Here is a 23,848-nt window from a genome sequence, read left to right on the forward strand (position 1 = left end):
GACCCTTTCTGTTGGCCCGTTTTGTCTTGCAACTCAACGGTTAACAGAAGTCAGCCGGCCTGTGCTCGTTTGAGTGGTGAGAAATCCAGGCTAGCCCGGAATCCCCCCGCAGCGACGACGTCGTCACGCTGATGATCGTGCCCGGGACGGCCGGCTCGATCCGCCGCTTCCACGTGCCCCGAATCTGGCTGAAGCGCGCGGGCCTCGCGGTTGCCGCGGCCGCCGTCGCGCTGCTCGCGCTCTCGGTCGACTACGTGAGGGTGCGCGTGAGTCTCTCGGAGCTGGAGCGGCTGCGCCGCGAGACGGGCGAGCAGCGTCAGGAGCTGCTCGCCTACGCAGAGAAGATGGAGACGATCTCCTCGCGGCTGGAGAAGATCGACGGCTTCGAGCGCAAGCTTCGCGTGATCACGAATCTGGATCCGGCCGATCCGCTGCCGCTTCCCGGGATCGGCGGCACGGACGGACAGCTCCTGGACGCGGACGAGGTGTCGTGGCTCTCGCGCGCGAAGAGTCACGAGATCATCCGCGAGGGGCTGGAGACGCTGGCGGACGCCGCGGACGCGCAGGAGCAGAGCCTGGAGTCCCTGATCGCGCACCTCGGGGACCAGGCCGTGCGTCTGGTCCACACGCCGTCGATCGCGCCGGCGCGGGGCTGGGTCACGTCCCCGTTCGGCTACCGCACCTCGCCCTACACGGGCGGGCGAGAGTTCCACCCGGGCATCGACATCGCCGGACGAACGGGCACGCCGATCTACGCTTCCGCCGACGGCGAAGTGATCTACGCGACGTCGAAACGCTCGCTCGGAATCGCCGTCAAGCTGCGCCACGGCTACGGCATCGAGGCCGTCTACGGCCACATGCAGGAGCTGTGCGTGAAAGCGGGCGAGAGCGTGAAGCGCGGCCAGCAGATCGGGCTCATGGGCTCGACCGGACGCAGCACCGGTCCCCACGTGCACTACGCGGTTCTGGTGAACGGCAAGACGGTGAATCCGCGCAACTACATCCTCGACTGATTCTGGCCCGGGGACAGGCCCTTCCGTATACTCCGGCCCGCCCCGGGAGACCTCCATTCGCTCGCTCGTCACGCGGATCTTCGGCTCTGCCAATGAACGGCTGATCAAGTCGCTGCGGCCCGCCGTCGCGCGCATCAACGAGCTCGAGGCGAGATACTCGCCGCTCCCGCCGGACCAGCTGCGCTGGCGAGCGACCGAGCTGCGCGAACGCGTAGCCAAGGGCGAGCCGCTCGATTCCGTGATGCCCGAGGCGTTCGCGCTGGTGCGAGAGGCCGCCAAGCGCACGCTGGGCCAGCGCCACTACGACGTGCAGCTGATCGGCGGCATGGTGCTGCACCAGGGCAAGATCGCCGAGATGAAGACCGGCGAGGGCAAGACGCTGGTCGCCACGCTGCCGTCGTTCCTGAATGCCCTCGGCGCCAAGGGCGTGCACGTCGTGACCGTGAACGACTACCTCGCGCGGCGCGACGCGGAGTGGATGGGCGCGGTGCATCGCTCGCTCGGCCTTTCGGTGGGCTGCATCGTCCACGGCATGTCGGACGCGGAGCGGCGCGAGTCCTACGCCGCCGACATCACCTACGGGCAGAACAACGAGTTCGGCTTCGACTACCTGCGCGACAACATGAAGCCGGCGCTGGAGCTCTTCGTCCAGCGCGCCCACAACTACGCGATCGTGGACGAGGTCGATTCGATCCTGATCGACGAGGCCCGCACGCCGCTGATCATCTCGGGTCCGGTCGACGACGACCCCGAAAAGTTCCGCCGCGTCGATCGGATCATCCCGCGCCTGATCGAGAACAAGGAGCATTACACGCTCGACGAGAAGGCGCGTTCGGTGCAGCTGACCGAGGAGGGCGTGGTCGCGGCCGAGCACCTGCTCGGCATCGACAACCTCTATGCGCCCAATCACATGGAGACGCTGCACGTCGTCCAGAACGCGCTGCGCGCGCACATCGTCTACAAGCTCGACGTCGATTACGTGGTGAAGGACGACCAGGTCCTGATCGTCGACGAGTTCACCGGTCGGCTGATGGAGGGCCGCCGCTGGAGCGACGGCCTGCACCAGGCGGTCGAGGCCAAGGAGAAGGTCAAGGTCCAGAACGAGAGCCAGACCTACGCCTCGATCACCTTCCAGAACTACTTCCGCATGTACGGAAAGCTCGCGGGAATGACGGGAACCGCCGACACCGAGGCGCAGGAGTTCGCGAGCATCTACAAGCTCGACGTGGTCGTCGTTCCCACGCACCGGCCGATGGTGCGCAAGGACCACGAGGACGTCGTCTACCGCACGAAGGCCGAGAAGTGGAAGGCCGTGATCGACGACATCGAGGCCTGCCACGGGCGCGGCCAGCCGGTGCTGGTCGGCACGATCGCGATCGAGACCAGCGAGCTGGTCTCCGCGAAGCTCAAGAATCGCGGCATCCGCCACAACGTTCTGAACGCCAAGCAGCACCAGCGCGAGGCCGAGATCGTGGCGCAGGCGGGACGCCTGGGCGCGGTCACGATCTCGACCAACATGGCCGGCCGAGGCACCGACATCGTGCTCGGCGGCAATCCCGCCATGATGATGCGCGCGCGCGGGCTCGACCCGGACGCGCCCGAGAACAAGGACGAGTTCGAGAAGCTCGACCGCGCCTGTCGCGAGGAGCGCGAGAAGGTGCTCGCCGCGGGCGGTCTGCACGTGCTCGGCACCGAGCGGCACGAGTCGCGGCGCATCGACAACCAGCTTCGCGGTCGCTCCGGACGCCAGGGCGATCCGGGCTCTTCCCGCTTCTTTCTCTCGCTCGAGGACGACCTGCTGCGGATCTTCGGCGCGGACCGGATCGCGGGGCTGATGAAGCGTCTGGGCATGGAGGAAGGCGAGGCGATCGAGGCGCGCATGCTCTCCGGCGCGATCGAGCGCGCGCAGCGCAAGGTCGAGGTTCGCAACTTCGACACCCGCAAGCACCTGCTCGAGTACGACGACGTGATGAACAAGCAGCGCTCGAGCATCTACCAGTGGCGAAACACGATCCTCGCCAGCCAGGACATGCGCGCGCAGTACCAGGAGCTTTCGAGCGAGCTCGCCGCGCAGATCGTCGCGGCCACGTTCCCACCCAAGTCCGAGCCCGACGCGGAGGGGTTCGTGCGCGAGGTACAGGCGCAGTTCGCGATCGCGGTCGACCCGGGGGCCGCCGAGCTGCAAGGCGGCGGGAACCGCGAACGCGCGCTCGAGCTCCTGCTCCAACGGGTCGAGGCGAAGCTCGACGAGAAGGTCGGGATGTTCGCGGAGATCCAGCGCAAGTACGCCGATTTCCGGCCCCCGAGCTTCGACGGCATCGCGCGAGGAATCCTGCTGCAGACGCTCGACCAGAGCTGGAAGGACCACCTGCTCACGATGGACCACCTGAAGGAGGGCGTCGGCCTGCAGGGCTACGCGGGAAAGGATCCCAAGCGCGTGTACCAGACGGAGGGCTTCGAGCTCTTCCGAGCGATGTTCGATCGGATCGGCGCGCGCGCGACCGAGCAGCTGTTCCGGGTCGCGATCGAGGAGCCTTCGCCCGAGCGGATCGTCGAGCTTCGCGCCGCCGAAGAGGCGCGCCGCACCGCGCAGACGCGCCGGCTGCAGGAGGTTCACGCGGGCTCCCCGTCGGAGGCGCCCGCGGCGCCGACCGGCACGGTGACGCGCGAGGGGCCGAAGGTGGGCCGGAACGACCCGTGCCCGTGCGGCTCGGGCAAGAAGTTCAAGAAGTGTCACGGGGTGGCGGGCTAGCGTGGCGGTCGAAGTTCCGGGCTTTCTCGCCGCGGGGATCGCCTGCGGGATCAAGCCCAGCGGCAAGGCGGATCTCGCGCTGATCGTCTCGGACCGGCCCGCCGCGGCGGCCGCAGTCTTCACGACCAACCGCTTTCCCGGCGCTCCGGTCGTGGTCTCGCGTCGCAACATCCGCCACGGGATCGCGCGCGGCGCGGTCGTGAACAGCGGCGTCTCGAACGTCGCCAACGGCGCGCGCGGACTGGCCGACGCGCGGGAGATGACGCGGCTGCTCGCGAGAGCGATCGGCGCGAGCGCGAGCGAGATCCAGGTCGCCTCGACCGGTGTGATCGGCCGGACGCTGCCGATGGAGAAGCTGCGCGAGGGCATTCCGCGCGCGGCCACGGAGCTCTCGCCGCGCGGCTTCGAACGCGCTGCGAGCGCGATCCTGACCACCGACAAGGTGCCGAAGCTGGTCGAGCGACGCGCGCGCGGCTTCACGTTCGCCGGCCTCGCGAAGGGCGCGGGAATGATCATGCCGCAGATGGCGACGATGCTCGCGTACGTCGTCACGGACCTCGCCGTCGAGCCGGCGTTCCTGCGCGCAGCGCTCGGCGAGGCAGTGACCCCGACGTTCAACGCGCTCACCATCGACGGCGAGACGAGCACGAGCGACACGGTGCTCGTGCTCGCGAACGGCGCGGCCGGAAATCGCCCGATCGGCGTCGGGTCGGGGCGAGCGCGGGAGTTCGAGCGCGCGCTGCGCGAGATCTGCGCCGAGCTCTGTCACCGGCTGGCGCGCGACGGCGAGGGCGTGACGAAGCTCGCGACGGTCTCGGTCTCGGGCGCGCGGAGCGAGCGCGACGCGGATCGCGTCGCGCGAAGCGTCGCGAACTCGGCGCTCGTGAAGACGGCGCTCTTCGGCGGCGATCCGAACTGGGGCCGGATCGTGCAGGCGATCGGCGCCGCGGGCGTGGGCTTGCGCCCGGCGAGCGTCGACGTGCGGATCGGAGGCGTGCAGATGCTTCGCGGCGGCGAGCCGGCCGGCGGCAAGGCGGGCCTGCGCCGCGCGGAGCGCGCGATGAAGCAGAAGGAGATCGCGATCGAGATCTCGGTCGGACGCGGACCGGGCCGCGCGCGGATGCTCACGACCGACTTCTCCTACGAGTACGTGCGCGTGAACGCGGAGTACACGACCTAGTGTCGGCACCGGAGGGGATCTTCCGGCACGTGGTGCTGTTTCGCTTCCGGCCCGAGGCGAGCGCCGCGCAGCTCGCTTCGCTCGAACGCGCGCTCGCGGCGCTCCCCGGACAGGTTCCGCAGATCCGCGCCTACCGTTTCGGGGCCGACGCGGGGCTGGTGTCGGGGAACTTCGACTTCGCGATCGTCGCCGACTTCGACGACGCCGAGGCGTTCCGCGCCTACGTGGACCACCCCGCGCACCAGCGGCTGGTCGCCGAGCACGTCCGGCCGCTGACCGCGGAGCGCGCGGCGGTCCAGTACCGGATCGCGCCCCCGTGATCGAGGTCGTGCTGGTCCGGCATGCGCAGCCGGACTGGGAGCCCGGAGGGCTCGCGGTGGATCACCCGCTGCTCAGCACGCACGGCCGCGAGCAGGCACAGGCGCTCGCGGAGGCGCTCGCCGGCGAGCGTTTCGACGCCGGCTACACCAGCACGCTCGGCCGCGCGATCGAGACCGCCGCTCCGGTCGGCGAGCGCCTCGGCATCGAGTTCGAGCGCTGCTCCTGGCTCGACGAGCTGCGCCTGCCGACGCTCGAAGGGCGTACGGCGGAAGAGGTCGCGCAGTTCTTCGCACGCGCGCGCGCCCGCGACCTGGAGCAGTGGTGGGACGGGATGCCGCCCGGCGGAGAGTCCTTCCGGCACCTCTACGAGCGCGTCTCGGGCGGCGTCGAGGCGCTGCTCTCGGCCTCCCACGGCATGCGCATCCACTCGAACTCGGGCTTCCGGCTCTGGCGCCCGCCGCAGGAGGACCGGCGGCTCTTGGTCGTGGCGCACGAGGGCTCGATCTCGGTGATCCTGTCGCGGCTCCTCGACGTCGAGCCGGTCTCCTGGGCCTTCGTGCGTTTCTCCAGCTACTGGGCGGCGATCACGCGGCTGGTGACGGTCCCGATCGCGGATGCCTACGCGTTCTCGCTGCGCGCCTTCAACGAGATCGAGCACCTGCGCCCCCTGGGACTTCCTCCGGGCGGAAGGCGCGGCTGATTTTCGTTTGATTTCGAGAACTTGAAGTTGAGCGCGGGCGGCTCTTCTGCTATACGACCGAGCCATCCATCACGCCCCGTCCGCTCCGGGTCGTACCGACCGTTTGCGCCTAGCAGCATCGGAACGATGAGCGGCGGCATTGGGCCGAGGGGCGGAAGCAAAACCCGAGAACGGAGCACCCGCGTCCAATGACTGCGACCCTCGTCTCCATGCGAGACCTGCTCGAGGCCGGCGTCCACTTCGGCCACCAGACCCGCCGTTGGCATCCCTCGATGAAGCCCTTCATCTACGGCGAGCGAAACGGCGTCCACATCATCGATCTGCAGCACACGCTGCCGCGCTTCCGCGATGCGCTCGAATTCGTGCGCGAGACCGTCGCCAGCGGCGGCTCCGTGCTGTTCGTCTCGACCAAGCGTCAGGCGCAGGAGATCATCGCCGAGCAGGCGCGCGCCTGCGGGATGCCGTTCGTGCACCGGCGCTGGCTCGGCGGAATGCTCACGAACTTCCGCACGATCCGGCGCGGCATCGAGCGCTACAAGGAGCTGAACGAGCTGCTCGGGCGCGAGGAGGCGAGCTCGGACCTCTCGAAGAAGGAGCGTTCGCGGCTCGTGCGCGAGCAGCTGAAGCTCCACAAGGCCTTCGAGGGCATCTCCGAGATGGAGCGCGTTCCCGACGCCGTGTTCGTGATCGACGTGCGCCGTGAGGCGATCGCGATCCTCGAGGCGCGACGGCTCGGCATTCCCGTGATCGCCGTGGTCGACTCGAACTGCGACCCGTACGGTGTCGACTTCACGATCCCGGGCAACGACGACGCGCTGCGCGCGATCCAGCTCTACTGCGAGAAGGTCGCCGAGGCCGCGCGTCAGGGTCGCGAGCTGCACAACGCGCGAATCGTCGACCAGCGCTCCGAGGCGCGCGAATCCGAGGAGTCCGCGCCCAAGCACGGCAAGCGCGTGGTCGAGATCACGCAGCCGGCGCGGCGCCCCGCGCGTATGGAGCGGATGGCCGAGGAGCGGCGGCGCGAGGTGGTCGAGGCCGCCGCCGACTTCGCGCTCGGTCTCACGGACTCGCCGCTGCCGGCGCCCGAGGACGAGCCGGTCGAGCCGGTCACCGAGAACGAAGTCGAGCCGACGGAGCCGCCGGCCGCGTGAAGGTCCGGCTCGAGAGCTGAGCCAGGGAAGGGGAGACAGGACTTGGCCGAGATCTCGGCAGCACAGGTGAAAGAGCTCCGCGAGCGCACGGGCGCGGGCATGATGGACTGCAAGAAGGCCCTCGGCGAGGCGAACGGGGACTCCGCGCGCGCGGCCGAGATCCTTCGCGAGCGCGGGATCGCCAAGGCGAGCAAGCGCGTCGGTCGCGCCGGGTCCGAGGGCCGGGTGAACGCACTCGTCTCCAAGGACGGCCGCAGCGGAGCGCTGGTCGAGCTGAACTGCGAGACGGACTTCGTCGCCAAGACGGACGACTTCAGCGCGCTCGCCGACCTGCTCGCGAATGCCATCTGCGACGCGGCGCCCGCGAGCGTCGATGCCCTGCTCGATGCGACCGTGAAGGGCGAGACGCTTCGCGACACGGTGAGCAGCGCGGTGACCAAGGTCGGCGAGGACATCATGGTGCGCCGGATCGGACGGCTGGTGGCGCCTGCCACCGGCTTCGTCGCCGCCTACGTCCATGCCGGCGGCAAGATCGGGACTCTGGTCGCCATCGAGGCGACGAATCCCGACAAGCCCGACGTGCGCGCATTCGCGCACAACGTCTGCATGCACGTCGCGGCCACCAGCCCCGCGAGCCTCTCGCGCGACGAGCTTCCCAAGTCCGTCGTCGATGCGGAGCGGAGCGTGCTCACCAAGCAGGCCGCGAGCGAGGGCAAGCCCGCCAACATCATCGAGAAGATGATCGAGGGGCGGCTCACGAAGTTCTTCAAAGAGGTGGTCCTGCTCGAGCAGGGTCTGGTGATGGACCCCGACAAGACCGTGAACAAGGCGGCGCAAGAGGTCGGCGCGAAGGTCGTCGGCTTCAGCCGCTTCCAGCTCGGGGAAGCCGGCGAGGAATGACCCCGGTCTACAAGCGCGTCCTGCTCAAGATCTCCGGCCAGAGCCTCGCGGGCGAGCGCGGCTGGGGGATCGATTCCAAGACCATCCACGAGACCGCGCGCGAGATCTGTGAGCTCTCGGGACTCAGGGTCGAGCTCGGCGTGGTCTGCGGCGGGGGCAACATCATCCGCGGCATCACCGCCTCGGCCCAGGGCATCAACCGCGTCGCCGCCGACAACATGGGCATGCTCGGCGGCGTGATCAACGCGCTCGCGCTCCAGGACGCGCTGGAGAAGTGCGGCGCCGACACGCGCGTGCTCTCGGCGATCGAGATCAAGCAGGTCGCCGAGCCGCACATCCGCCGGCGCGCGATCCGCCACATGGAGAAGGGCAGGGTCGTGATCTTCGCGGCCGGCACGGGCAATCCGTTCTTCACCACCGACACCGGCGCGGCGCTCCGCGCGATGGAGATGGGCGCAGAGGTGCTGCTGAAGGGCACGCGCGTCGACGGCGTCTACGACTCCGATCCGGAGAAGTTCCCGAACGCCCGGCGCTTCGACCGTGTGACCTACCGGGAGTTCCTGCACCAGAGCCTCGGCGTCATGGACTCCACGGCGATCACGCTGTGCCAGGACAACAAGCTGCCGATCGTGGTGTTCAACATGAGCGTGCCCGGCAACATGCTGCGAGTGGTCTCCGGGGAGGCGATCGGCACGCTCGTCACGGCCTGAGGGAGGGAAAGCGGATGTCCGACGAGAACAGCGATCTGGTCCTCTCCGAAGCGCGCCAGGAGATGCAGAAGAGCCTCTCCGGTCTGGGCCACGATCTCTCCAAGATCCGGACCGGCCGCGCCAATCCCGCCCTGCTCGAGGGGCTCTCGGTCGACTACTACGGCACGCCGACCCCGCTGAAGAAGCTCGCGCAGCTGAACGCCCCCGAGGCGCGGCTGATCACCGTGCAGCCCTTCGACCGCAGCGCGATTCCCGAGATCGAGAAGGCGATCCACAAGGCCAACCTCGGCGTCTCGCCGATCTCCGACGGCAAGATCGTGCGGGTGCCGATCCCCGAGCTCACTGAGGAGCGGCGCAAGGACCTGGTGAAGCAGGTCAAGAAGCTCGGCGAGGATCACAAGGTCGGCGTGCGCAACGCGCGCCGTGATGCGATCGCGATGGCGAAGGACCTGCAGAAGGACGGCGATCTGGGCGAGGACGACGCGCGCCACCTGCAGGACCGGATCCAGAAGCTCACCGACGATTTCATCGCGCAGATCGACAAGTCGGTCGACGCGAAGGAAGCCGAGCTGCTTAAGGTCTGAGGAGATCGGGTGCGAAGGCTCGATGCGAGCAAGATCCCGCGCCACGTCGCGATCATCCCCGACGGGAACGGTCGCTGGGCGGAGAGCCGCGGACTGCCGCGAAACCTCGGCCACAAGCAGGGCACCGAGGCCGTGCGCGGCGTGGTGCGCGCGGCACACGAGCTCGCGATCGAGCGCCTGACCGTCTACGCATTCTCGACCGAGAACTGGGCGCGGCCGCCGGAAGAGGTCGAGGCGATCATGGATCTGCTCGACCGGTACATCGTGGCCGAGACCGACTACCTGGTGAGCAACGGCATCCGCGTCGAGGTGATCGGCCGGATGCAGATGCTGGACGCGCGCATCCAGGAGCGGCTGGCCGAGATCGTGCGCCGGACCGAGGGCAACGACGAGATGCGGCTCACCTTCGCGCTCTCCTACAGCGGGCGCTCCGAGATCGTCGACGCCGTGCGCGCCATCGCGCGCGAGGTCGAGGCGGGCAATCTGGAGCCGGAGGCGATCGACGAGAAGTGCCTGCAGGCGCATCTCTACGCGCCCGAAGTGCCGGATCCCGACCTGCTGATCCGCACCGGTGGCGAGCACCGCGTCTCGAACTTCCTGCTCTGGCAGCTCGCCTACACCGAGCTGTGGACCAGCGAGACGCTCTGGCCCGACTTCACCAAGAGCGACCTCATCGAAGCGCTCGCCGCCTACCAGCAGCGCGAGCGCCGCTTCGGACGGACGGGGGCGCAGGCGCGCGAGCCGGTGTCGTGAAGCGGATCGCGCTGCTCGGCTCGACGGGCTCGATCGGAACGCAGACGCTGGAAGTGATCTCGCGCTTCCCCGAGAAGCTCCGCGTCGTCGCGCTCGCGGCCGGCCGCTCGGTCGATCTGTTGATCCAGCAGTGCAAGCAGTTCCGGCCGGAGCTCGTCTCGGTCGCCCGCGCGGAGGACGCTCGGCTCGCGCGCGAGGCGCTCGGCGAGCCGGGCCCGCGCGTCGTGTCGGGCGCCGAGGGCCTGTGCGAGGTCGCCACGCACGCGGCCGATCTCGTGATCGGCGCGCTCGTCGGCAGCGCCGGGCTCGAGCCCGTCGTCGCGGCACTCGCATGCGGCCGCGACGTGGCGCTCGCGAACAAGGAAGTGCTCGTCACCGGTGGCCCCCTCGTGCTCGACGCCGCGCGCGCGAGCGGTGCGAAGCTGCTCCCGCTCGACTCCGAGCACGTCGCGATCGCTCAGTGCCTCGCGGGCCAGCGCGGCGCGGCGGTGCGCAAGATCTGGCTCACCGCATCGGGGGGGCCGTTCCGCAAGGCGAACGCCGAGGCGCTTGCGAAGGCGAGCCCTGCGCAGGCGCTCGCGCATCCGAACTGGGAGATGGGCGCCAAGATCTCGATCGACTCGGCGACGCTGATGAACAAGGGCTTCGAGGTGATCGAGGCACGCTGGCTCTTCGACCTCGAGCCCGAGCGGATCGGGGTGCTCGTGCACCCGGAGAGCATCGTCCACTCGCTGGTCGAGTACAGCGACGGCAGCTGGATCGCGCAGCTCGGCGTGCCCGATATGCGCATCCCGATTTCCTACACTCTGGGAATGCCGGATCGCCTGCCCCTCGACGACCTGGCGCCGCTGGATCTGGTGGCGCTCGGCGCGCTCCACTTCGAAGCGCCCGACCTGGGGCGCTTTCCTGCGCTGCGGCTGGCCTTCGAGGCGCTCGCGGCGGGCGGAACCGCGCCCGCGACGCTGAACGCCGCCAACGAGATCGCAGTGGCCGCGTTTCTCGCCGGCGAGCTCGAGTTCACGGGGATCGCGTCGGTCGCCGAAGAGGTGATGGCACGCGTCGCGGTGCGGCCGGGTCGGTCGCTCGAGGAGATCCGCGACGTCGATGAACAGGCCCGCCGAGCGGCGCGTCAGTGGATCGAGGAGCGCTCGCCTTGAGCCTGCCGGGAATCTTCGACGTTCTGGTTCCGTTCCTGCTCCTGCTCGGAGTGCTGATCTTCATCCACGAGCTCGGCCACTTCGCGGTGGCGAAGTGGCTCGGTGTGAAGGTCGAGAAGTTCTCGATCGGCTTCGGGCCGTCGCTCTTCGCGCGGCGCGTGGGCGAGACCGAGTACGTGGTCGCGGCGCTGCCGCTCGGCGGCTTCGTGAAGATGCTCGGCGAGGTTCCTGGCGAGGAGCTCGCCGCGGAGGACGCCGGCCGCGCGTTCAACCTGCGACCGGTCTGGCAGCGAATCGCGATCGCACTCGCCGGGCCGGTGATGAATCTGATCCTGCCGGTGTTCCTGGTCGCGGCACTGCTCATGGGCGGGGTTCCGACGATCACATCACGAGTGGCCGGAGTGCTCTCCGGCTCGGCGGCCGAGCGCGCCGGGCTGCGAGAGGGCGACCGTGTCACGGCGGTTTCGGGCGAGGCGATCTGGCGCTGGGACGAGCTGGAGACCCGCCTCCGGGCGCCCGGCGAAGCGGCGCTCGCGCTCGAGATCGAGCGCGGTGATCAGAAGCTCGGCGTCGAGCTGCTGCGCGCGCCGGCTCCCGACGGCGGATTCCAGGATCCCGGCCTCTCGTGGCACGCGCCGGTCGCGCGCGTCGGCGTTCGCGATCCGCAGGGCCCGGCCGCGCTCGCCGGCGTGCGCACGGGGGACCGGGTCACGGCGGTGAACTCCGTGCCGATCGCGAACCTCTACAGCCTGGAGCGGGTGTTGCCGACGCTCGCGCCGCCGTTCGAGCTCGAGCTCGAACGGCCGCTCGACGGCGAGACGGAGACGATCCGCGCCACGATCCGCGAGCTCCCGGGCGCGCCCGGCCTCGAGACGCTCGGCCTTGCGGCGGTGGGCGTGAAGATCGCCGGGGTCGAGCCGACCAGCCCGGCCAAGCGGGCCGGCCTGCGCTCCGGCGACGTGCTGCTGCGCGTGAACGGAGAGCTCGCCACCAGCAGCGAGGCCGTGAAGGACCTGATCTGGGGCAGCGGGGGCGCGCCTGTGACGCTCGTCCTGCAGCGCGACTTCCGCGAGATCGCGCTCGAAGCGACGCCGACCGAGCGGCCGATGATGGTGAACGGCGAGGCCGAGACTCATTGGGGGATCGGCGTGACGCTCGGCCCCTCCGACGAGGGCGCGGAGTACCGCGACGACGTGGTCCGCAATCCGCTGGTCGCGCTCGCGCGCGGCGTGCAGCGCACGGGCGAGATCCTGGTGATGATCGTCGGCGGGATCGTCCAGCTCGTGACCGGGAACGTTGGAATGAACAGCTTGTCCGGGCCGATCGGAATCGGCGAGATCGCGGCCGACGCGTACCAGGCCTCGTGGTCGCAGTTCGTCTGGCTGATGGCCGTGATCAGCGTGAATCTCGCGATCCTGAACCTGCTCCCGATTCCGGTGCTCGACGGCGGGCAGATCGTGCTCGCCGCGGCCGAGAGCATCAAGGGCAGCCCGCTTCCGGAGCGCGCGCGCGACGTCGCGCAGACCGTCGGCCTCTCGCTGATCCTGCTGCTGATGGGCGTCGCGTTCTGGAACGACATCGCGCGACACTGGTCTGGCGTGGTGAAGTTCTTCTCGACGCTGGGCTAGCCGGTCGTGCTGCTCGCGCTGGAGACGAGCGCGGAGTGCGGGTCGCTCGCGCTCTGCGAAGGCGAGGATCTGCTCGGAGAGGTGCTCCTGGACGAGGGCGAGCGCCACGCCGCGTCACTCCTGGTCTGTCTCGAGCGCCTGCTCGGCGCGCGCGGCGTCTCGCTCGACGCGGTCGATCGGATCGCGCTCGCGATCGGGCCCGGATCGTTCACCGGACTGCGCATCGGTCTTGCGACCGCGCTCGGACTCGCGTTCGGGACCGATCGACTCCTGATCCCGGTGCCCACGCTCGCGGCGCTGGCGACCCAAGGCCCGTCGGTCGGCCTGATCGCGCCGCTTCTCGACGCGCGACGGGCGGAGGTCTACGCGGGTCTGTACCGCTCGGACGGCAGCGCGCTCGCCGCCGATTCGTGCGGATCGGTCGGGGAGTTCCTCTCGCGCCTCCCACCCGACGAGCCGATCGCGCTTCTGGGAAGCGGCGTCGCGCCGCACCGCGCGGAGATCGAGGCGCGACTCGGCGCACGCGCCGTGTTCCTGCCGCCCGAATCCGGGCGCCTTCGCGCGGCGAGTGTCGGCCGGCTGGCCCTGCGGCTCGCGGCCGCGGGCGCAAGCGTGGCTCCGGAGCTCGTGGAGCTGCGCTATCTGCGCCGTGCCGAGGCCGAGGCGAAGCGCTTGGCTTTACACCCCGGCGGCGAACCCATACCCTAGCCGCGACCCCCGGACCCCGGATAAGGCCGCGGAATGCAAAGACATCTCGGCCTCCCAAGGAGTGATCGATGCGCGTGTACTACGACAAGGATGCGGACCTCGCCCGGCTCGAGGGCAAGACGGTGGCGATACTCGGCTACGGCAGTCAGGGGCACGCGCACTCGCTCAACCTGAAGGAGAGCGGCGTCGAGGTCGTGATCGGGCTGCGCCCCGGCTCCCCGACCGCGAAGAAGGCCCAGGCCGCCGGGCTTCGCGTGCTCTCGGTCGCCGACGCCGCGGCCGCGGGCGACGTGATCATGATGACGCTTCCCGACGAGACGATGGCCCAGATCTACGAGGCCGACATCCGCCCGAACCTGAAGGCGGGCAACTACCTCGCGGTCGCGCACGGCTTCAACTTCCACTTCGGCTGCATCGCGCCGCCCGAGGGCGTGAACACGTTCATGGTGGCACCCAAGGGCCCCGGCCATCTGGTCCGCGACGCGTACTCCAAGGGCGGCGGCGTGCCGTGTCTGGTCGCGGTCGATCGCGACCCGTCGGGGAACACGCTCGAGATCGGGCTCGCCTACGCCAAGGGGATCGGCGGCGGGCGCGCGGGGATCATCCAGACCACGATCCGCGAGGAGACCGAGACCGATCTCTTCGGCGAGCAGGCCGTGCTCTGCGGCGGGCTGACCGCGCTGATGCAGGCGGGCTTCGAGACGCTGATCGAGGCCGGCTACGCGCCCGAGATGGCGTACTTCGAGTGCATCCACGAGGTGAAGCTGATCGTCGATCTGATCTACGAGGGCGGGATCGCGAACATGCGCTACTCGGTCTCGAACACCGCGCGCTACGGCGATCTGACACGCGGGCCGCGCGTCGTCACGGCCGAGACGAAGGCGGAGATGAAGCGGATCCTCGGCGAGATCCAGTCCGGGCGCTTCGCCAGCGAGTGGCTGCAGGAGGCGCGAGTCGGCAAGCCCGTCTTCACCGCGCTCGGCAAGCTCGGCGAAGAGCACCCGGTCGAGAAGATCGGCAAGGAGCTGCGCGCGATGATGCCCTGGCTGCGGGAGAACCGGCTCGTCGACCGCAGTCGGAACTAGAGGTGGAGCGATGACGCAGCGCGAGGAGTCACGGGAGCGCAGGCGGCGCCGTCGCGGCGCCCGGCGCGGTCGACGCCGTGCGGTGTACCTGCTCCCGAACCTGATCACCAGCACCGGCTTCATGCTCGGCTTCTGGTCGATCACGCTCTCGATCCGCGGCGAGTTCGAGAAGGCGGCGCTCGCGATCGTGCTCGCGACCTTCTGCGACATGCTCGACGGACGCATCGCGCGCGCCACCCACTCCCAGAGCCGCTTCGGCTTCGAGTTCGACTCGCTCTCGGACCTGACGGCCTTCGGGCTCGCGCCGGCACTCCTGATGTACAACTGGATGCTCCTGCCGCTGGGGCCGCGTGGCTGGCTGATCGCGGGGCTCTTCGCGCTCTGCGCGGCGCTGCGGTTGGCGCGCTTCAACGCGCGCGCCGACGAGCCGAGCACGAAGTACTTCCAGGGCGTCGCGTCGACCTTCGCCGGCGGAATGGTCGCGGCGACGGTCTGGTTCATCGGCTGGATCGGCTACGCTCCGCCGTTTCCGCGGCCGCTCGGCGTCGTGATCACCAGCTTCTTCGCGCTGCTCGCGCTGCTGATGGTGAGCACGATCCCGTATCCGAGCCTGAAGGCGGTCAAGATCGAAGGCGCTCGCGGCTACCCGGCGCTCGTGGCGCTGATCGTGTTCGCGATCGTGGTGCTGCTGAATCACGAGCCGATGCTCTTCGGGCTCGGGCTCGCGTACGTGCTCTCGGGCCCGGTGGTCTGGTGGCTGGAGCGGCGCAAGCCTCGCAGCGCCAGCGCCGCGCTTGAGTCCGGAGCCGGTACGGGGACGGGCCATGACACCTGACCAGCGCGTGCTGATCTTCGACACGACGCTGCGCGACGGCGAGCAGTCGCCCGGCTGCAGCATGAACATCGAGGAGAAGCTGGTGCTCGCGCGCCAGCTCGAGCGGCTGGGCGTGGACGTGATCGAGGCGGGCTTCCCGATCGCCTCGGACGGCGACTTCGAGGCCGTGCGCGCCGTCGCGCAGGCGGTGCGGCGGCCGATCATCTGCGCGCTCGCGCGCACCTCGAACGAGGACGTGGACCGGGCCTGGGAGGCGTTGCGCCTGGCGGCGCACCCGCGGATCCACGTCTTCATCGCGACCTCCGAGATCCACATGCGCGACAAGCTGCGCATGAGCAAGGAGCGCGTCCTCGACGAGGTCTCGCGCGCGGTCGCGCGCGCGCGGAGCGCTTGCCCGGACGTCGAGTTCTCCTGCGAGGACGCGACCCGCTCGGACTGGGAGTTCCTGGTCGAAGTCTGCCGGCGGGCGATCGAGGCGGGCGCGCGAACGCTGAACATCCCCGACACGGTCGGCTACACCACGCCCTTCGAGTACGCGGAGCTGATCTCGCACCTGCGCCAGCGGGTGCCCGGTGCCGAGCTCGCGCGCTTCTCCGTGCACTGCCACGACGATCTCGGGCTCGCGGTCGCAAATTCGCTGGCGGCGATCCGCGCCGGCGCGCGCCAGGTCGAGTGCACCGTGAACGGGATCGGCGAGCGCGCCGGGAACACCGCGATGGAAGAGGTCGTGATGGCGCTGCGCACGCGCGGCGAGTACTTCGCGGGCTGCGACACCGGCGTGATCGGCAAGGAGATCTACCCGTCGAGCCGGCTGCTCTCGTCGGTGATCGGCGTCGCCGTGCCGCCGAACAAGGCGATCGTGGGCGACAACGCCTTCGCGCACGAGGCGGGCATCCACCAGCACGGCGTGCTCTCCAACAAGCTCACCTACGAGATCATGACACCGGAGAGCGTCGGACGGGCTTCGACCGAGCTCGTGCTCGGCAAGCACTCCGGCCGCCACGCGTTCGGCGAGCGCCTGCGCGAGCTCGGCTTCGACCCGGAGCGGATCGACTTCAATCAGGCGTTCAAGCGCTTCAAGGATCTCGCGGACGCGAAGAAGACCGTCTACAACGAGGACATCGAGGCGCTGGTGACCGATCAGCTCCTGCGCGTCGAGGAGACGGTGAAGCTGCGCAACATGCACGTCGTCTCCGGAACCTTCGCCACGCCGACCGCGACGGTCGAGATGGAGGTGAAGGGCGACGTGCGCAAGGTCGCGTCGCTGGGAACCGGGCCGGTCGACGCGATCTACAGCGCGATCGAGCAGGCGACCGGGAGCAAGCCGCGGCTTCTCAAGTACCAGGTGAGCGCGGTGACGAGCGGGATCGACGCGCAGGGAGAGGTTTCGGTGACGCTGGAAGAGGACGGAATGCGCGTGATCGGACAGGCCGCGGACACGGACGTGCTGGTCGCGTCGGCGAAGGCCTACGTGCACGCGCTGAACAAGCTCGAGCAGCGCCACAAGGTCGGCGTCGCCTCGCTGCGCGGGATCTGAGCCTTGAGCCGGATTCTGATTCTGCCGGGCGATGGCATCGGCCCCGAGGTCACGGCCGAGGCGGCTGCGGTGCTGCGTGCGGTCGCCCCCGACGTCGAGACGGAGCAGGCGCTGATCGGCGGCTGCGCGATCGATGCCGAGGGCGCGCCGCTCTCCGATGCGACCGTGGCGCGCGCGAAGGCGTGCGGACTGGTCTTGCTCGGCGCGGTCGGGGGGCCGAAGTGGGACGCGCTCGCGCCGGCGCTTCGTCCCGAACGCGGGCTGCTGCGCATCCGCAAGGAGCTCGGTCTCTACGCGAATCTGCGCCCCGCCGCGGTTCTGCCGGCGCTCGCCGACGCCAGCCCGCTGAAGCGCGCTTGCGTGGACGGCGTCGATCTCGTGGTCGTGCGCGAGCTGACCGGCGGGATCTACTACGGCGAGCCGCGTGGCCGCGCCGACATTGGTGGAGTGCGGCGCGCGCTGAACACGGAGGTCTACGACGAGCACGAGGTCGCGCGGATCGCGCGGGTCGCGTTCCGCACCGCGCGCGGGCGCAAGAAACTCGTGACGAACATCCACAAGGCCAACGTGCTCGAGGTCTGCGCGTTCTGGAACGAGATCGTCGAGGAGGTCGCGCGCGAGTTCCCGGACGTCGCACTCGAGCACCAGCTCGTCGATTCCGCGGCGATGGTGCTGCTCCGCGACGCACCGCGCTTCGACGTCCTGCTCTGCCCGAACATGTTCGGCGACATCCTGTCCGACGAGGCGGCGATGATCACCGGATCCCTGGGCATGCTTCCCTCGGCCAGCCTCGGCGACGAGGGCCGCGGACTCTTCGAGCCGATCCACGGCAGCGCGCCCGACATCGCCGGACAGGACAAGGCGAACCCGCTCGCCGCGATCCTCTCCGTCGCCATGCTGCTCGAGCACGGGCTCGCGCGAGCTGAAGCGGCCGCGAGCGTGCGGCGGGCGGTCGAGGTCGTGCTCGACAAGGGCTACCGCACCGGCGATCTCGGCGCGGGACCTGGCCACACGCTGGTCGGCACGCGCGAGATGGGCCGGCAGGTCCGCGAGGCGCTGCGCTGATGGCGAGCCCCTCGCTGCGCGTGGCCGTGCTCGGGGCGACCGGCGCCGTCGGCGCCGAGATCCTCCAGGTTCTCGACGAGCGGCGCTTTCCCGTGGCCGAGCTGATCGCCTGCGCCTCGGCCGACTCCGAGGGCGACGAGCTCGAGTTCCGCGGCAGCTCGGTGAAGATCAGCCGCCCGCGCGGCGAGCAGCTCGCCGTCTGTGACCTCGTGCTCAGCGCCGCACCCGGGCTGCTCTCCGGCCTGCTGCCGGCGCTGCGGCGCGGACGCGCGAGCGTGATCGACGTGACCGGCTCGCTCGAGTCCGACCCCGAGATCCCGCTCTGGCTGCCGCCGCTCTGGACGCTTCCCGAGGGCCCGCCGCGCCCGCGCTTCGTCGCCGTCCCGCGCGGGATCGCCACCGGTATCGCGCTCGCGCTCGCGCCGTTTGGCGCTGCGGGACTGCTGCGTCGAGTCACCGGGGTCACGCTCGAGTCGGCGTCGGGTGCGGGAATCGCCGGAGTCGGGGAGCTGACCGATCACACGGTTCAGGTCCTGAATCGAATGAGTGGTGAGCGCTCGGAATCCGAAGTCTTCCCGCAGTCACTCGCCTTCGACTGTCTGCCGCAGATCGGGACGCTGGAGCCCGACGGCGAGACGAGCGAAGAGCTCCGACTGCGCGCGGTTCTGCGCCGCCTGCTTCGCGCCCCGGATCTCTCGATCGAGCTCACGCGGGTGCGGATTCCGACGCTCGGCGGGAGTCTGGCGGCGGTCCACGCGGAGCTCGCGAGGCCCGTCGACGCGGACGAAGCCGCCAGGCTCTGGAAGGCGCAGCCGGGAATCGGCCTGCTCGGCGACGACGAGCTGCCGACGCCGCGAGGCTCGCTCGGCCACGACGATACCGCGGTCGGGCGCGTTCGCGCCGCGGGCGGCCGGCTCGCCTTCGTGGTCGCGCTGAACGATCTGCGCCTCGGCGCAGCGCTCGGAGTCGTGGGCGCGGCCGAGGCACTCACCCGCTAGGCGTGCGGCGACTTCGCCTGGTCCTCGAGTACGAGGGCACCGACTTCGCGGGCTTCCAGGTCCAGCCGGGAAGGCGGAGCGTGCAGGGCGTGGTCGAGCAGGCGCTGCGGGAGATCACCGGCGAGTCGCGGCGGATCGTGCCCGCGGGGCGTACCGACGCGGGCGTCCACGCGCGAGCGCAGGTCGCGCACGTGGACAGCGAGTCGCGTCTGTCCGCCGACGAGCTCGTGCGCGCCCTGAACGCGCGTCTGCCGGCGGACGTCGCCGTGACCGATCTCGCGATCGCTGCCCCCGATTTCCACGCGCGGAAATCCGCGACCGGCAAGCTCTACGCCTACCGGATCCTGAACCGGGCCGACCCGAGCGCGCTTCGCGCCCGCTACAGCTGGCACGTACGCGGCGCTCTCGACGTCGCGAGCATGCAGCGAGCCGCGATCCAGCTGGTCGGGAGCCACGATTTCAGCGCCTTCCGCACCGCGCCGGGCGGCCCGCCCGAGCACGAACGGCCGCGCCGGACCCTCTACCGGGTCGAGGTGCTGCGAACGGACGACGACGAGGTCCGGCTCGAGATCCTGGGCCGGAGCTTCCTGCGCCAGATGGTCCGGAACCTGGTCGGGACGCTGGTCGAGATCGGGCAGGGCAGGCGTCCCGCCGCGGAGCTCGCGGCGATCCTGGCCTCGTGCGACCGCAGCCGCGCCGCCCAGGCGGCCCCGGCCCACGGCCTGTGCCTGGAGCGCGTGCTCTACGACGAGGATCCGGCTTGACCCGAAGGACTCGATCGAGTATCCCATGGCCGCTCGCGAGCCCGAGGGGAACTCCTTGCCCAATCCCAAGAATCCGACCCGAAGCATCGGCGAGGCCGAGGTCGTGCGGCGCTGGTACGTCGCCGACGCGGCCGATCAGGTGCTCGGACGCTTTGCCTCCCACCTGGCCACGATCCTGCGCGGCAAGCACAAGCCGACCTACACGCCGCACGTCGATGGCGGTGACTTCGTCGTGGTGGTGAACGCCAAGGACGTGCGGGTCACCGGCCGCAAGCTCGAGAAGAAGGAGTACGTGCGGCACTCCGGCTACGCCGGCGGGCTGCGCACGACGACCGTCGGGCGGATGCTGGAAACCCATCCCGACCGCGTCCTGCGCGCGGCCGTGAAGGGCATGCTGCCGAAGGGGCCGCTCGGCCGGCGCATGATCTCCAAGCTCAAGATCTACCCCGGCGCGACGCACCCTCACGCCGCGCAATCCCCGCAGCCCCTGGAGATCCGCCGATGACGATGGCGCGCCAGTCCTCCCGCTTCTACGCCACCGGGCGCCGCAAGAGCGCCACCGCGCGCGTCTTCATCCGCCTCGGTACCGGCGACGTGAAGATCAACCACCGCACCGCCGAGGACTACTTCCCGCGCGAGATCCTGCGCATGCACTTCCTCGAGCCGCTGCGCGCGGTCGAGCACATGGGCAACTTCGACATGTTCATCACCGTGAAGGGCGGCGGCGACACCGGCCAGGCCGGCGCCATCCGGCACGGAATCGCGCGGGCGCTGCAGAAGTACGACCCGACGCTGCGCCCGACGCTGAAGCGCGCCGGCCTGCTCACGCGCGACGCGCGCGAGAAAGAGCGCAAGAAGTACGGCCAGAAGGGGGCGCGCGCCCGCTTCCAGTACTCGAAGCGGTAGACGCGGACCCGAAGCGGTGTCGATCACCGCGATCATTCCCGCGCGCTACGCCGCGACGCGCTTTCCCGGCAAGCCGCTCTTTCCGCTGGCCGGCAAGCCGATGATCCTGCACGTCGCCGAGCGAGTCGCGGCCGCGTGCGCGCGGGGCGTCGTCGACCGCTTCCTGGTCGCGACCGACGACCGGCGCATCGCCGAGGTCGTCGAGCGGGCCGGCTTCGAGGTGCGCATGACCTCGCCCGACCACCCCACCGGCACCGACCGCCTGGCCGAGGTCGCCGCGGGTCTTTCCGACGAGATCGTCTGCAACGTGCAGGGCGACGAGCCGCTGATCGAGGCCGAGACGATCGCCGCCCTGGTCGCTCCGCTGCGCGCCGACCCCGGGCTGATGATGGGGACGCTCAAGACCGCGCTCGACCGGCCGGAGGACCGCTTCGATCCCAACCGCGGCAAGGTGGTCGTCGACGCGCGCGACCGTGCGCTCACCTTCACGCGGCTTCCGATCATCGCCGACGTCCCCCCCGAGGTGCGCTACTTCAACCGGGCGCGCGTCGAGGCCGAGCACGCGCGGCGCGGCCTGACCGTCTGGAGCGACATCGGCGTCTACGCGTACCGGCGCGAGTTCCTGCTGCGCTACGCGCGCCTGCCGCGCACCGAGTTCGAGCAGGCGGAGCGGCTGGAGCAGCTCCGCGCGCTGGAGCACGGCTACGAGATCGCCGTCCCGACCGTCGCCCACCGCGCGCTCGAGGTGGACACCCCCGAGGACGTCGAGCGCGTCGAGAAGGCGCTGCGCGAGTCCGCGCACTGATCTTCGGCCCGGAGGCTTTACGCCGGGCGGTTCCTGTCGTATTTGTCGGATGGCCCGTGCCCCCAAGCCGGAGCGCTGCAATGAAACGCGAGACCAAGTTCATCTTCGTGACCGGGGGGGTGCTGTCGTCGCTCGGCAAAGGCCTGTCCTCGGCCGCGATCGGCGCGCTGCTCGAGGCGCGCGGCCTGCGGGTCAACTTCCTCAAGCTCGACCCCTACCTGAACGTCGACCCCGGGACGATGAACCCGCTCCAGCACGGCGAGGTCTACGTCACCAACGACGGCGCCGAAACCGACCTGGATCTCGGCCACTACGAGCGCTTCACCCACGCCACGCTGACGCGGCAGAACAACCTGACCGCCGGACGCGTGTACGAGCGCGTGATCCAGAAGGAGCGCGACGGCGAGTACCTGGGCGCGACCGTGCAGGTGATCCCTCACGTCACCGACGCGATCAAGGCGCACGTGATGTCACTCGCGGGCGAAGGCACGGACGTTCTGATCGTCGAGGTCGGCGGAACGGTCGGCGACATCGAGTCGCTGCCGTTCCTGGAGGCGATCCGGCAGATGCGCTCCGACGTCGGGCGCGAGAACGTGCTCTACATCCACATCGCGCTGGTGCCGTACGTCGCGACCGCGGGCGAGCTCAAGACCAAGCCGGTGCAGCACAGCGTGAAGGAGCTCCGCTCGATCGGAATCGCGCCCGAGATCCTGCTCTGCCGCACCGACCGCTACCTGCCGCGCTCGGTGAAGAGCAAGCTCGCCCTGTTCTGCGACGTCGACGAGGAGGCCGTGATCACGGCCAAGGACGTCGACACGATCTACGAGCTGCCGCTGGTCTTCCACAGCGAGGGGCTCGACGACGCGATCGTCCAGAAGCTGAACATCTGGACCGGCCAGCCGAATCTGGAGCGCTGGGAGCGCGTGGTCGCGGTGCTGAAGAATCCCGAGCAGCGCGTCCGGATCGCGATGGTCGGCAAGTACACCGACCTGACCGAGTCCTACAAGAGCCTGAACGAGGCGCTCGCGCACGCGGGCATCGCGCACGGGGCGGTGGTCGAGATCGAGTACGTCGACTCCGACAAGCTCGAGGGCAGCGCGCTCGACGCGATCACCACCGTCGACGGCATCCTCGTCCCGCACGGCTTCGGCGGGCGCGGCGCCGAGGGAAAGATCCAGGCGATCCAGCACGCGCGCGAGCACGAGATCCCGTACTTCGGCATCTGCTACGGCCTGCAGATGGCGGTGATCGAGGCGGCGCGGAATCTCGCGGGCCTCTCCGGCGCGAACTCGACCGAGGTCGACCCCAAGACGCCGCACCCGGTGATCGACTTCATGCCCGGCCAGAGCGCGCGCGCCGCGACGGGCGGATCGATGCGCCTCGGCGCGTACCCGTGCAAGGTCGCCCCCGACACGATCGCCGCGCGCGCCTACGGCAAGAGCGAGATCTCCGAGCGCCACCGCCACCGCTACGAGGTGAACCCGGCCTACCACGGGCGCCTGACCGACGCGGGCCTCGCGATCTCCGGAATGTCCCCGGACGGAAAGCTCGTCGAGATCGTCGAGCTCCCGGACCACCCGTGGTTCCTGGCCTGCCAGTTCCACCCCGAGTTCCAGTCGACGCCGTTCGAGCCGCACCCGCTGTTCCGCTCGTTCGTCGGAGCGGCGGTGCGCCGGCACGCCGGGGGTTCTGCGGGAACGCGTGATAAGCTCCCGGCTCCAGGGCGATTAACTCAGCGGTAGAGTACTACCTTCACACGGTAGGAGCCCCGAGTTCGAATCTCGGATCGCCCACCATTCCCGACCCAGTAGCTCAGCTGGATAGAGCGTCTGCCTCCGGAGCAGAAGGTCGCAGGTTCGAATCCTGCCTGGGTCGCCACACTTCCGCGATTCGGAGCGCCGCGCGTGGTGCCACTGTGGTGCCAACTTCCGAGAGCGCCCTCGGCAAGCCGCCGAGCACCGAGTTGAACACGGCCGCGGACAGGGCGTGCGCGTAGCGGTCGAGCTTCATCGCTGCGGACGAGTGCCCGAGTCGCGCCGAGACGGCCTTCACGTTCACGCCCTCGTGCAGGAGCAGCGCCGTGTGCGAGTGGCGCAGGTCGTAGAGGCGGATCGCCGTCGACAGCCCCGCGGCCTCGAGCGCCGGCTCGAAGTAGCGATTGATGACGTTCCGGGAGTCGAGCGGGCCGCCGAGGTCGTTCGCGAAGACGAGATCGGCGTCCCGGTCGTACTTCGGCCCTGCCTCGAGGATCGTCTGCGCCTGGCTGGCCCGGTGAGCGCGCAGCGACTCGATCCCC

General features: G+C 69.9%; 23 protein-coding genes, 2 tRNA genes and 1 pseudogene. 25 read left to right on the forward strand and 1 reads right to left on the reverse strand.

Annotated features, from left to right (window positions below):
- The first annotated feature begins 131 nt into the window (after positions 1–131).
- From FJ108_12990 to FJ108_13110, 25 genes are all read left to right on the forward strand, one after another.
- Positions 132–1,013, forward strand: coding sequence for a M23 family metallopeptidase (locus FJ108_12990; GenBank protein ID MBM4336808.1), 882 nt, complete (start codon positions 132–134; stop codon positions 1,011–1,013).
- Between the two features lie 55 nt (positions 1,014–1,068).
- A complete protein-coding gene (gene secA / locus FJ108_12995) occupies positions 1,069–3,765 on the forward strand; it encodes a preprotein translocase subunit SecA (protein MBM4336809.1) in 2,697 nt (898 codons plus the stop codon).
- Between the two features lies 1 nt (position 3,766).
- On the forward strand, positions 3,767–4,945 hold the full coding sequence (gene argJ / locus FJ108_13000; GenBank protein MBM4336810.1) for a bifunctional glutamate N-acetyltransferase/amino-acid acetyltransferase ArgJ: 1,179 nt from the start codon (positions 3,767–3,769) through the stop codon (positions 4,943–4,945).
- Positions 4,946–4,962: 17 nt separating this feature from the next.
- On the forward strand, positions 4,963–5,265 hold the full coding sequence (locus FJ108_13005; protein MBM4336811.1) for a Dabb family protein: 303 nt from the start codon (positions 4,963–4,965) through the stop codon (positions 5,263–5,265).
- On the forward strand, positions 5,262–5,966 hold the full coding sequence (locus FJ108_13010; GenBank protein ID MBM4336812.1) for a histidine phosphatase family protein: 705 nt from the start codon (positions 5,262–5,264) through the stop codon (positions 5,964–5,966). Before FJ108_13005 ends, FJ108_13010 begins: the two co-directional genes overlap by 4 nt.
- Positions 5,967–6,154: 188 nt before the next feature.
- Positions 6,155–7,117 (forward strand): 30S ribosomal protein S2, encoded by a 963-nt coding sequence (gene rpsB, locus FJ108_13015; GenBank protein MBM4336813.1) that lies wholly within the window; start codon positions 6,155–6,157, stop codon positions 7,115–7,117.
- Between the two features lie 42 nt (positions 7,118–7,159).
- Complete coding sequence (locus FJ108_13020) at positions 7,160–8,017, forward strand: elongation factor Ts (protein MBM4336814.1); 858 nt, start codon at positions 7,160–7,162, stop codon at positions 8,015–8,017.
- Complete coding sequence (locus FJ108_13025) at positions 8,014–8,727, forward strand: UMP kinase (protein ID MBM4336815.1); 714 nt, start codon at positions 8,014–8,016, stop codon at positions 8,725–8,727. The genes FJ108_13020 and FJ108_13025 overlap by 4 nt, the downstream gene beginning before the upstream one ends.
- Positions 8,728–8,741: 14 nt before the next feature.
- A complete protein-coding gene (locus tag FJ108_13030) occupies positions 8,742–9,311 on the forward strand; it encodes a ribosome recycling factor (GenBank protein ID MBM4336816.1) in 570 nt (189 codons plus the stop codon).
- 9 nt (positions 9,312–9,320) lie between these two features.
- Positions 9,321–10,064 (forward strand): isoprenyl transferase, encoded by a 744-nt coding sequence (locus tag FJ108_13035; GenBank protein ID MBM4336817.1) that lies wholly within the window; start codon positions 9,321–9,323, stop codon positions 10,062–10,064.
- A complete protein-coding gene (locus tag FJ108_13040) occupies positions 10,061–11,221 on the forward strand; it encodes a 1-deoxy-D-xylulose-5-phosphate reductoisomerase (protein ID MBM4336818.1) in 1,161 nt (386 codons plus the stop codon). Before FJ108_13035 ends, FJ108_13040 begins: the two co-directional genes overlap by 4 nt.
- Positions 11,197–12,849, forward strand: coding sequence for an RIP metalloprotease RseP (rseP, locus tag FJ108_13045; GenBank protein ID MBM4336819.1), 1,653 nt, complete (start codon positions 11,197–11,199; stop codon positions 12,847–12,849). Before FJ108_13040 ends, rseP begins: the two co-directional genes overlap by 25 nt.
- A gap of 6 nt (positions 12,850–12,855) precedes the next feature.
- The gene (gene tsaB / locus FJ108_13050; GenBank protein ID MBM4336820.1) at positions 12,856–13,557 is read left to right on the forward strand and encodes a tRNA (adenosine(37)-N6)-threonylcarbamoyltransferase complex dimerization subunit type 1 TsaB; all 702 of its coding nucleotides are present in this window, start codon (positions 12,856–12,858) and stop codon (positions 13,555–13,557) included.
- 68 nt (positions 13,558–13,625) lie between these two features.
- A complete protein-coding gene (gene ilvC / locus FJ108_13055) occupies positions 13,626–14,642 on the forward strand; it encodes a ketol-acid reductoisomerase (protein ID MBM4336821.1) in 1,017 nt (338 codons plus the stop codon).
- Between the two features lie 10 nt (positions 14,643–14,652).
- On the forward strand, positions 14,653–15,477 hold the full coding sequence (gene pssA, locus FJ108_13060; protein ID MBM4336822.1) for a CDP-diacylglycerol--serine O-phosphatidyltransferase: 825 nt from the start codon (positions 14,653–14,655) through the stop codon (positions 15,475–15,477).
- A complete protein-coding gene (locus FJ108_13065) occupies positions 15,467–17,014 on the forward strand; it encodes a 2-isopropylmalate synthase (protein MBM4336823.1) in 1,548 nt (515 codons plus the stop codon). Before pssA ends, FJ108_13065 begins: the two co-directional genes overlap by 11 nt.
- A 3-nt stretch (positions 17,015–17,017) precedes the next feature.
- Positions 17,018–18,079, forward strand: a complete 1,062-nt coding sequence (leuB, locus tag FJ108_13070; GenBank protein MBM4336824.1) for a 3-isopropylmalate dehydrogenase — start codon at positions 17,018–17,020, stop codon at positions 18,077–18,079.
- The gene (locus FJ108_13075) at positions 18,079–19,077 is read left to right on the forward strand and encodes a hypothetical protein (GenBank protein MBM4336825.1); all 999 of its coding nucleotides are present in this window, start codon (positions 18,079–18,081) and stop codon (positions 19,075–19,077) included. The genes leuB and FJ108_13075 overlap by 1 nt, the downstream gene beginning before the upstream one ends.
- 2 nt (positions 19,078–19,079) lie before the next feature.
- A complete protein-coding gene (truA, locus tag FJ108_13080) occupies positions 19,080–19,841 on the forward strand; it encodes a tRNA pseudouridine(38-40) synthase TruA (GenBank protein ID MBM4336826.1) in 762 nt (253 codons plus the stop codon).
- Between the two features lie 25 nt (positions 19,842–19,866).
- Positions 19,867–20,346 (forward strand): 50S ribosomal protein L13, encoded by a 480-nt coding sequence (gene rplM / locus FJ108_13085; GenBank protein ID MBM4336827.1) that lies wholly within the window; start codon positions 19,867–19,869, stop codon positions 20,344–20,346.
- A gap of 2 nt (positions 20,347–20,348) precedes the next feature.
- On the forward strand, positions 20,349–20,747 hold the full coding sequence (gene rpsI, locus FJ108_13090) for a 30S ribosomal protein S9 (protein MBM4336828.1): 399 nt from the start codon (positions 20,349–20,351) through the stop codon (positions 20,745–20,747).
- A gap of 16 nt (positions 20,748–20,763) precedes the next feature.
- Entirely contained in the window at positions 20,764–21,552 is a 789-nt protein-coding gene (gene kdsB / locus FJ108_13095; GenBank protein MBM4336829.1) for a 3-deoxy-manno-octulosonate cytidylyltransferase, read from the forward strand.
- 80 nt (positions 21,553–21,632) lie between these two features.
- Positions 21,633–23,294: a CTP synthase gene (locus tag FJ108_13100; protein MBM4336830.1), complete on the forward strand. Its 1,662-nt coding sequence runs from the start codon at positions 21,633–21,635 to the stop codon at positions 23,292–23,294.
- Positions 23,274–23,348, forward strand: a tRNA-Val gene (locus tag FJ108_13105). Before FJ108_13100 ends, FJ108_13105 begins: the two co-directional genes overlap by 21 nt.
- A gap of 5 nt (positions 23,349–23,353) precedes the next feature.
- A tRNA-Arg gene (locus tag FJ108_13110) sits at positions 23,354–23,430 on the forward strand.
- A gap of 102 nt (positions 23,431–23,532) precedes the next feature.
- Here the strand turns inward: FJ108_13110 and FJ108_13115 are convergent.
- Positions 23,533–23,844 (reverse strand): annotated as a pseudogene (locus FJ108_13115) (site-specific integrase).
- Between the last annotated feature and the right edge of the window lie 4 nt (positions 23,845–23,848).

It is taken from the genome of Deltaproteobacteria bacterium, from assembly GCA_016875225.1.
Classification (GTDB): domain Bacteria; phylum Myxococcota_A; class UBA9160; order SZUA-336; family SZUA-336; genus VGRW01.

Coding starts and splice junctions, on each gene's coding strand:
- rpsI (MBM4336828.1), top strand. CDS start 20,349: ATGGCGCGCCAGTCCTCCCGCTTCTACGCCACCGGGCGCCGCAAGAGC.
- FJ108_13065 (MBM4336823.1), top strand. CDS start 15,467: ATGACACCTGACCAGCGCGTGCTGATCTTCGACACGACGCTGCGCGAC.
- FJ108_13030 (MBM4336816.1), top strand. CDS start 8,742: ATGTCCGACGAGAACAGCGATCTGGTCCTCTCCGAAGCGCGCCAGGAG.
- FJ108_13075 (MBM4336825.1), top strand. CDS start 18,079: ATGGCGAGCCCCTCGCTGCGCGTGGCCGTGCTCGGGGCGACCGGCGCC.
- FJ108_13100 (MBM4336830.1), top strand. CDS start 21,633: ATGAAACGCGAGACCAAGTTCATCTTCGTGACCGGGGGGGTGCTGTCG.
- ilvC (MBM4336821.1), top strand. CDS start 13,626: ATGCGCGTGTACTACGACAAGGATGCGGACCTCGCCCGGCTCGAGGGC.
- pssA (MBM4336822.1), top strand. CDS start 14,653: ATGACGCAGCGCGAGGAGTCACGGGAGCGCAGGCGGCGCCGTCGCGGC.
- rplM (MBM4336827.1), top strand. CDS start 19,867: ATGGCCGCTCGCGAGCCCGAGGGGAACTCCTTGCCCAATCCCAAGAAT.
- FJ108_13025 (MBM4336815.1), top strand. CDS start 8,014: ATGACCCCGGTCTACAAGCGCGTCCTGCTCAAGATCTCCGGCCAGAGC.
- FJ108_12990 (MBM4336808.1), top strand. CDS start 132: ATGATCGTGCCCGGGACGGCCGGCTCGATCCGCCGCTTCCACGTGCCC.
- rpsB (MBM4336813.1), top strand. CDS start 6,155: ATGACTGCGACCCTCGTCTCCATGCGAGACCTGCTCGAGGCCGGCGTC.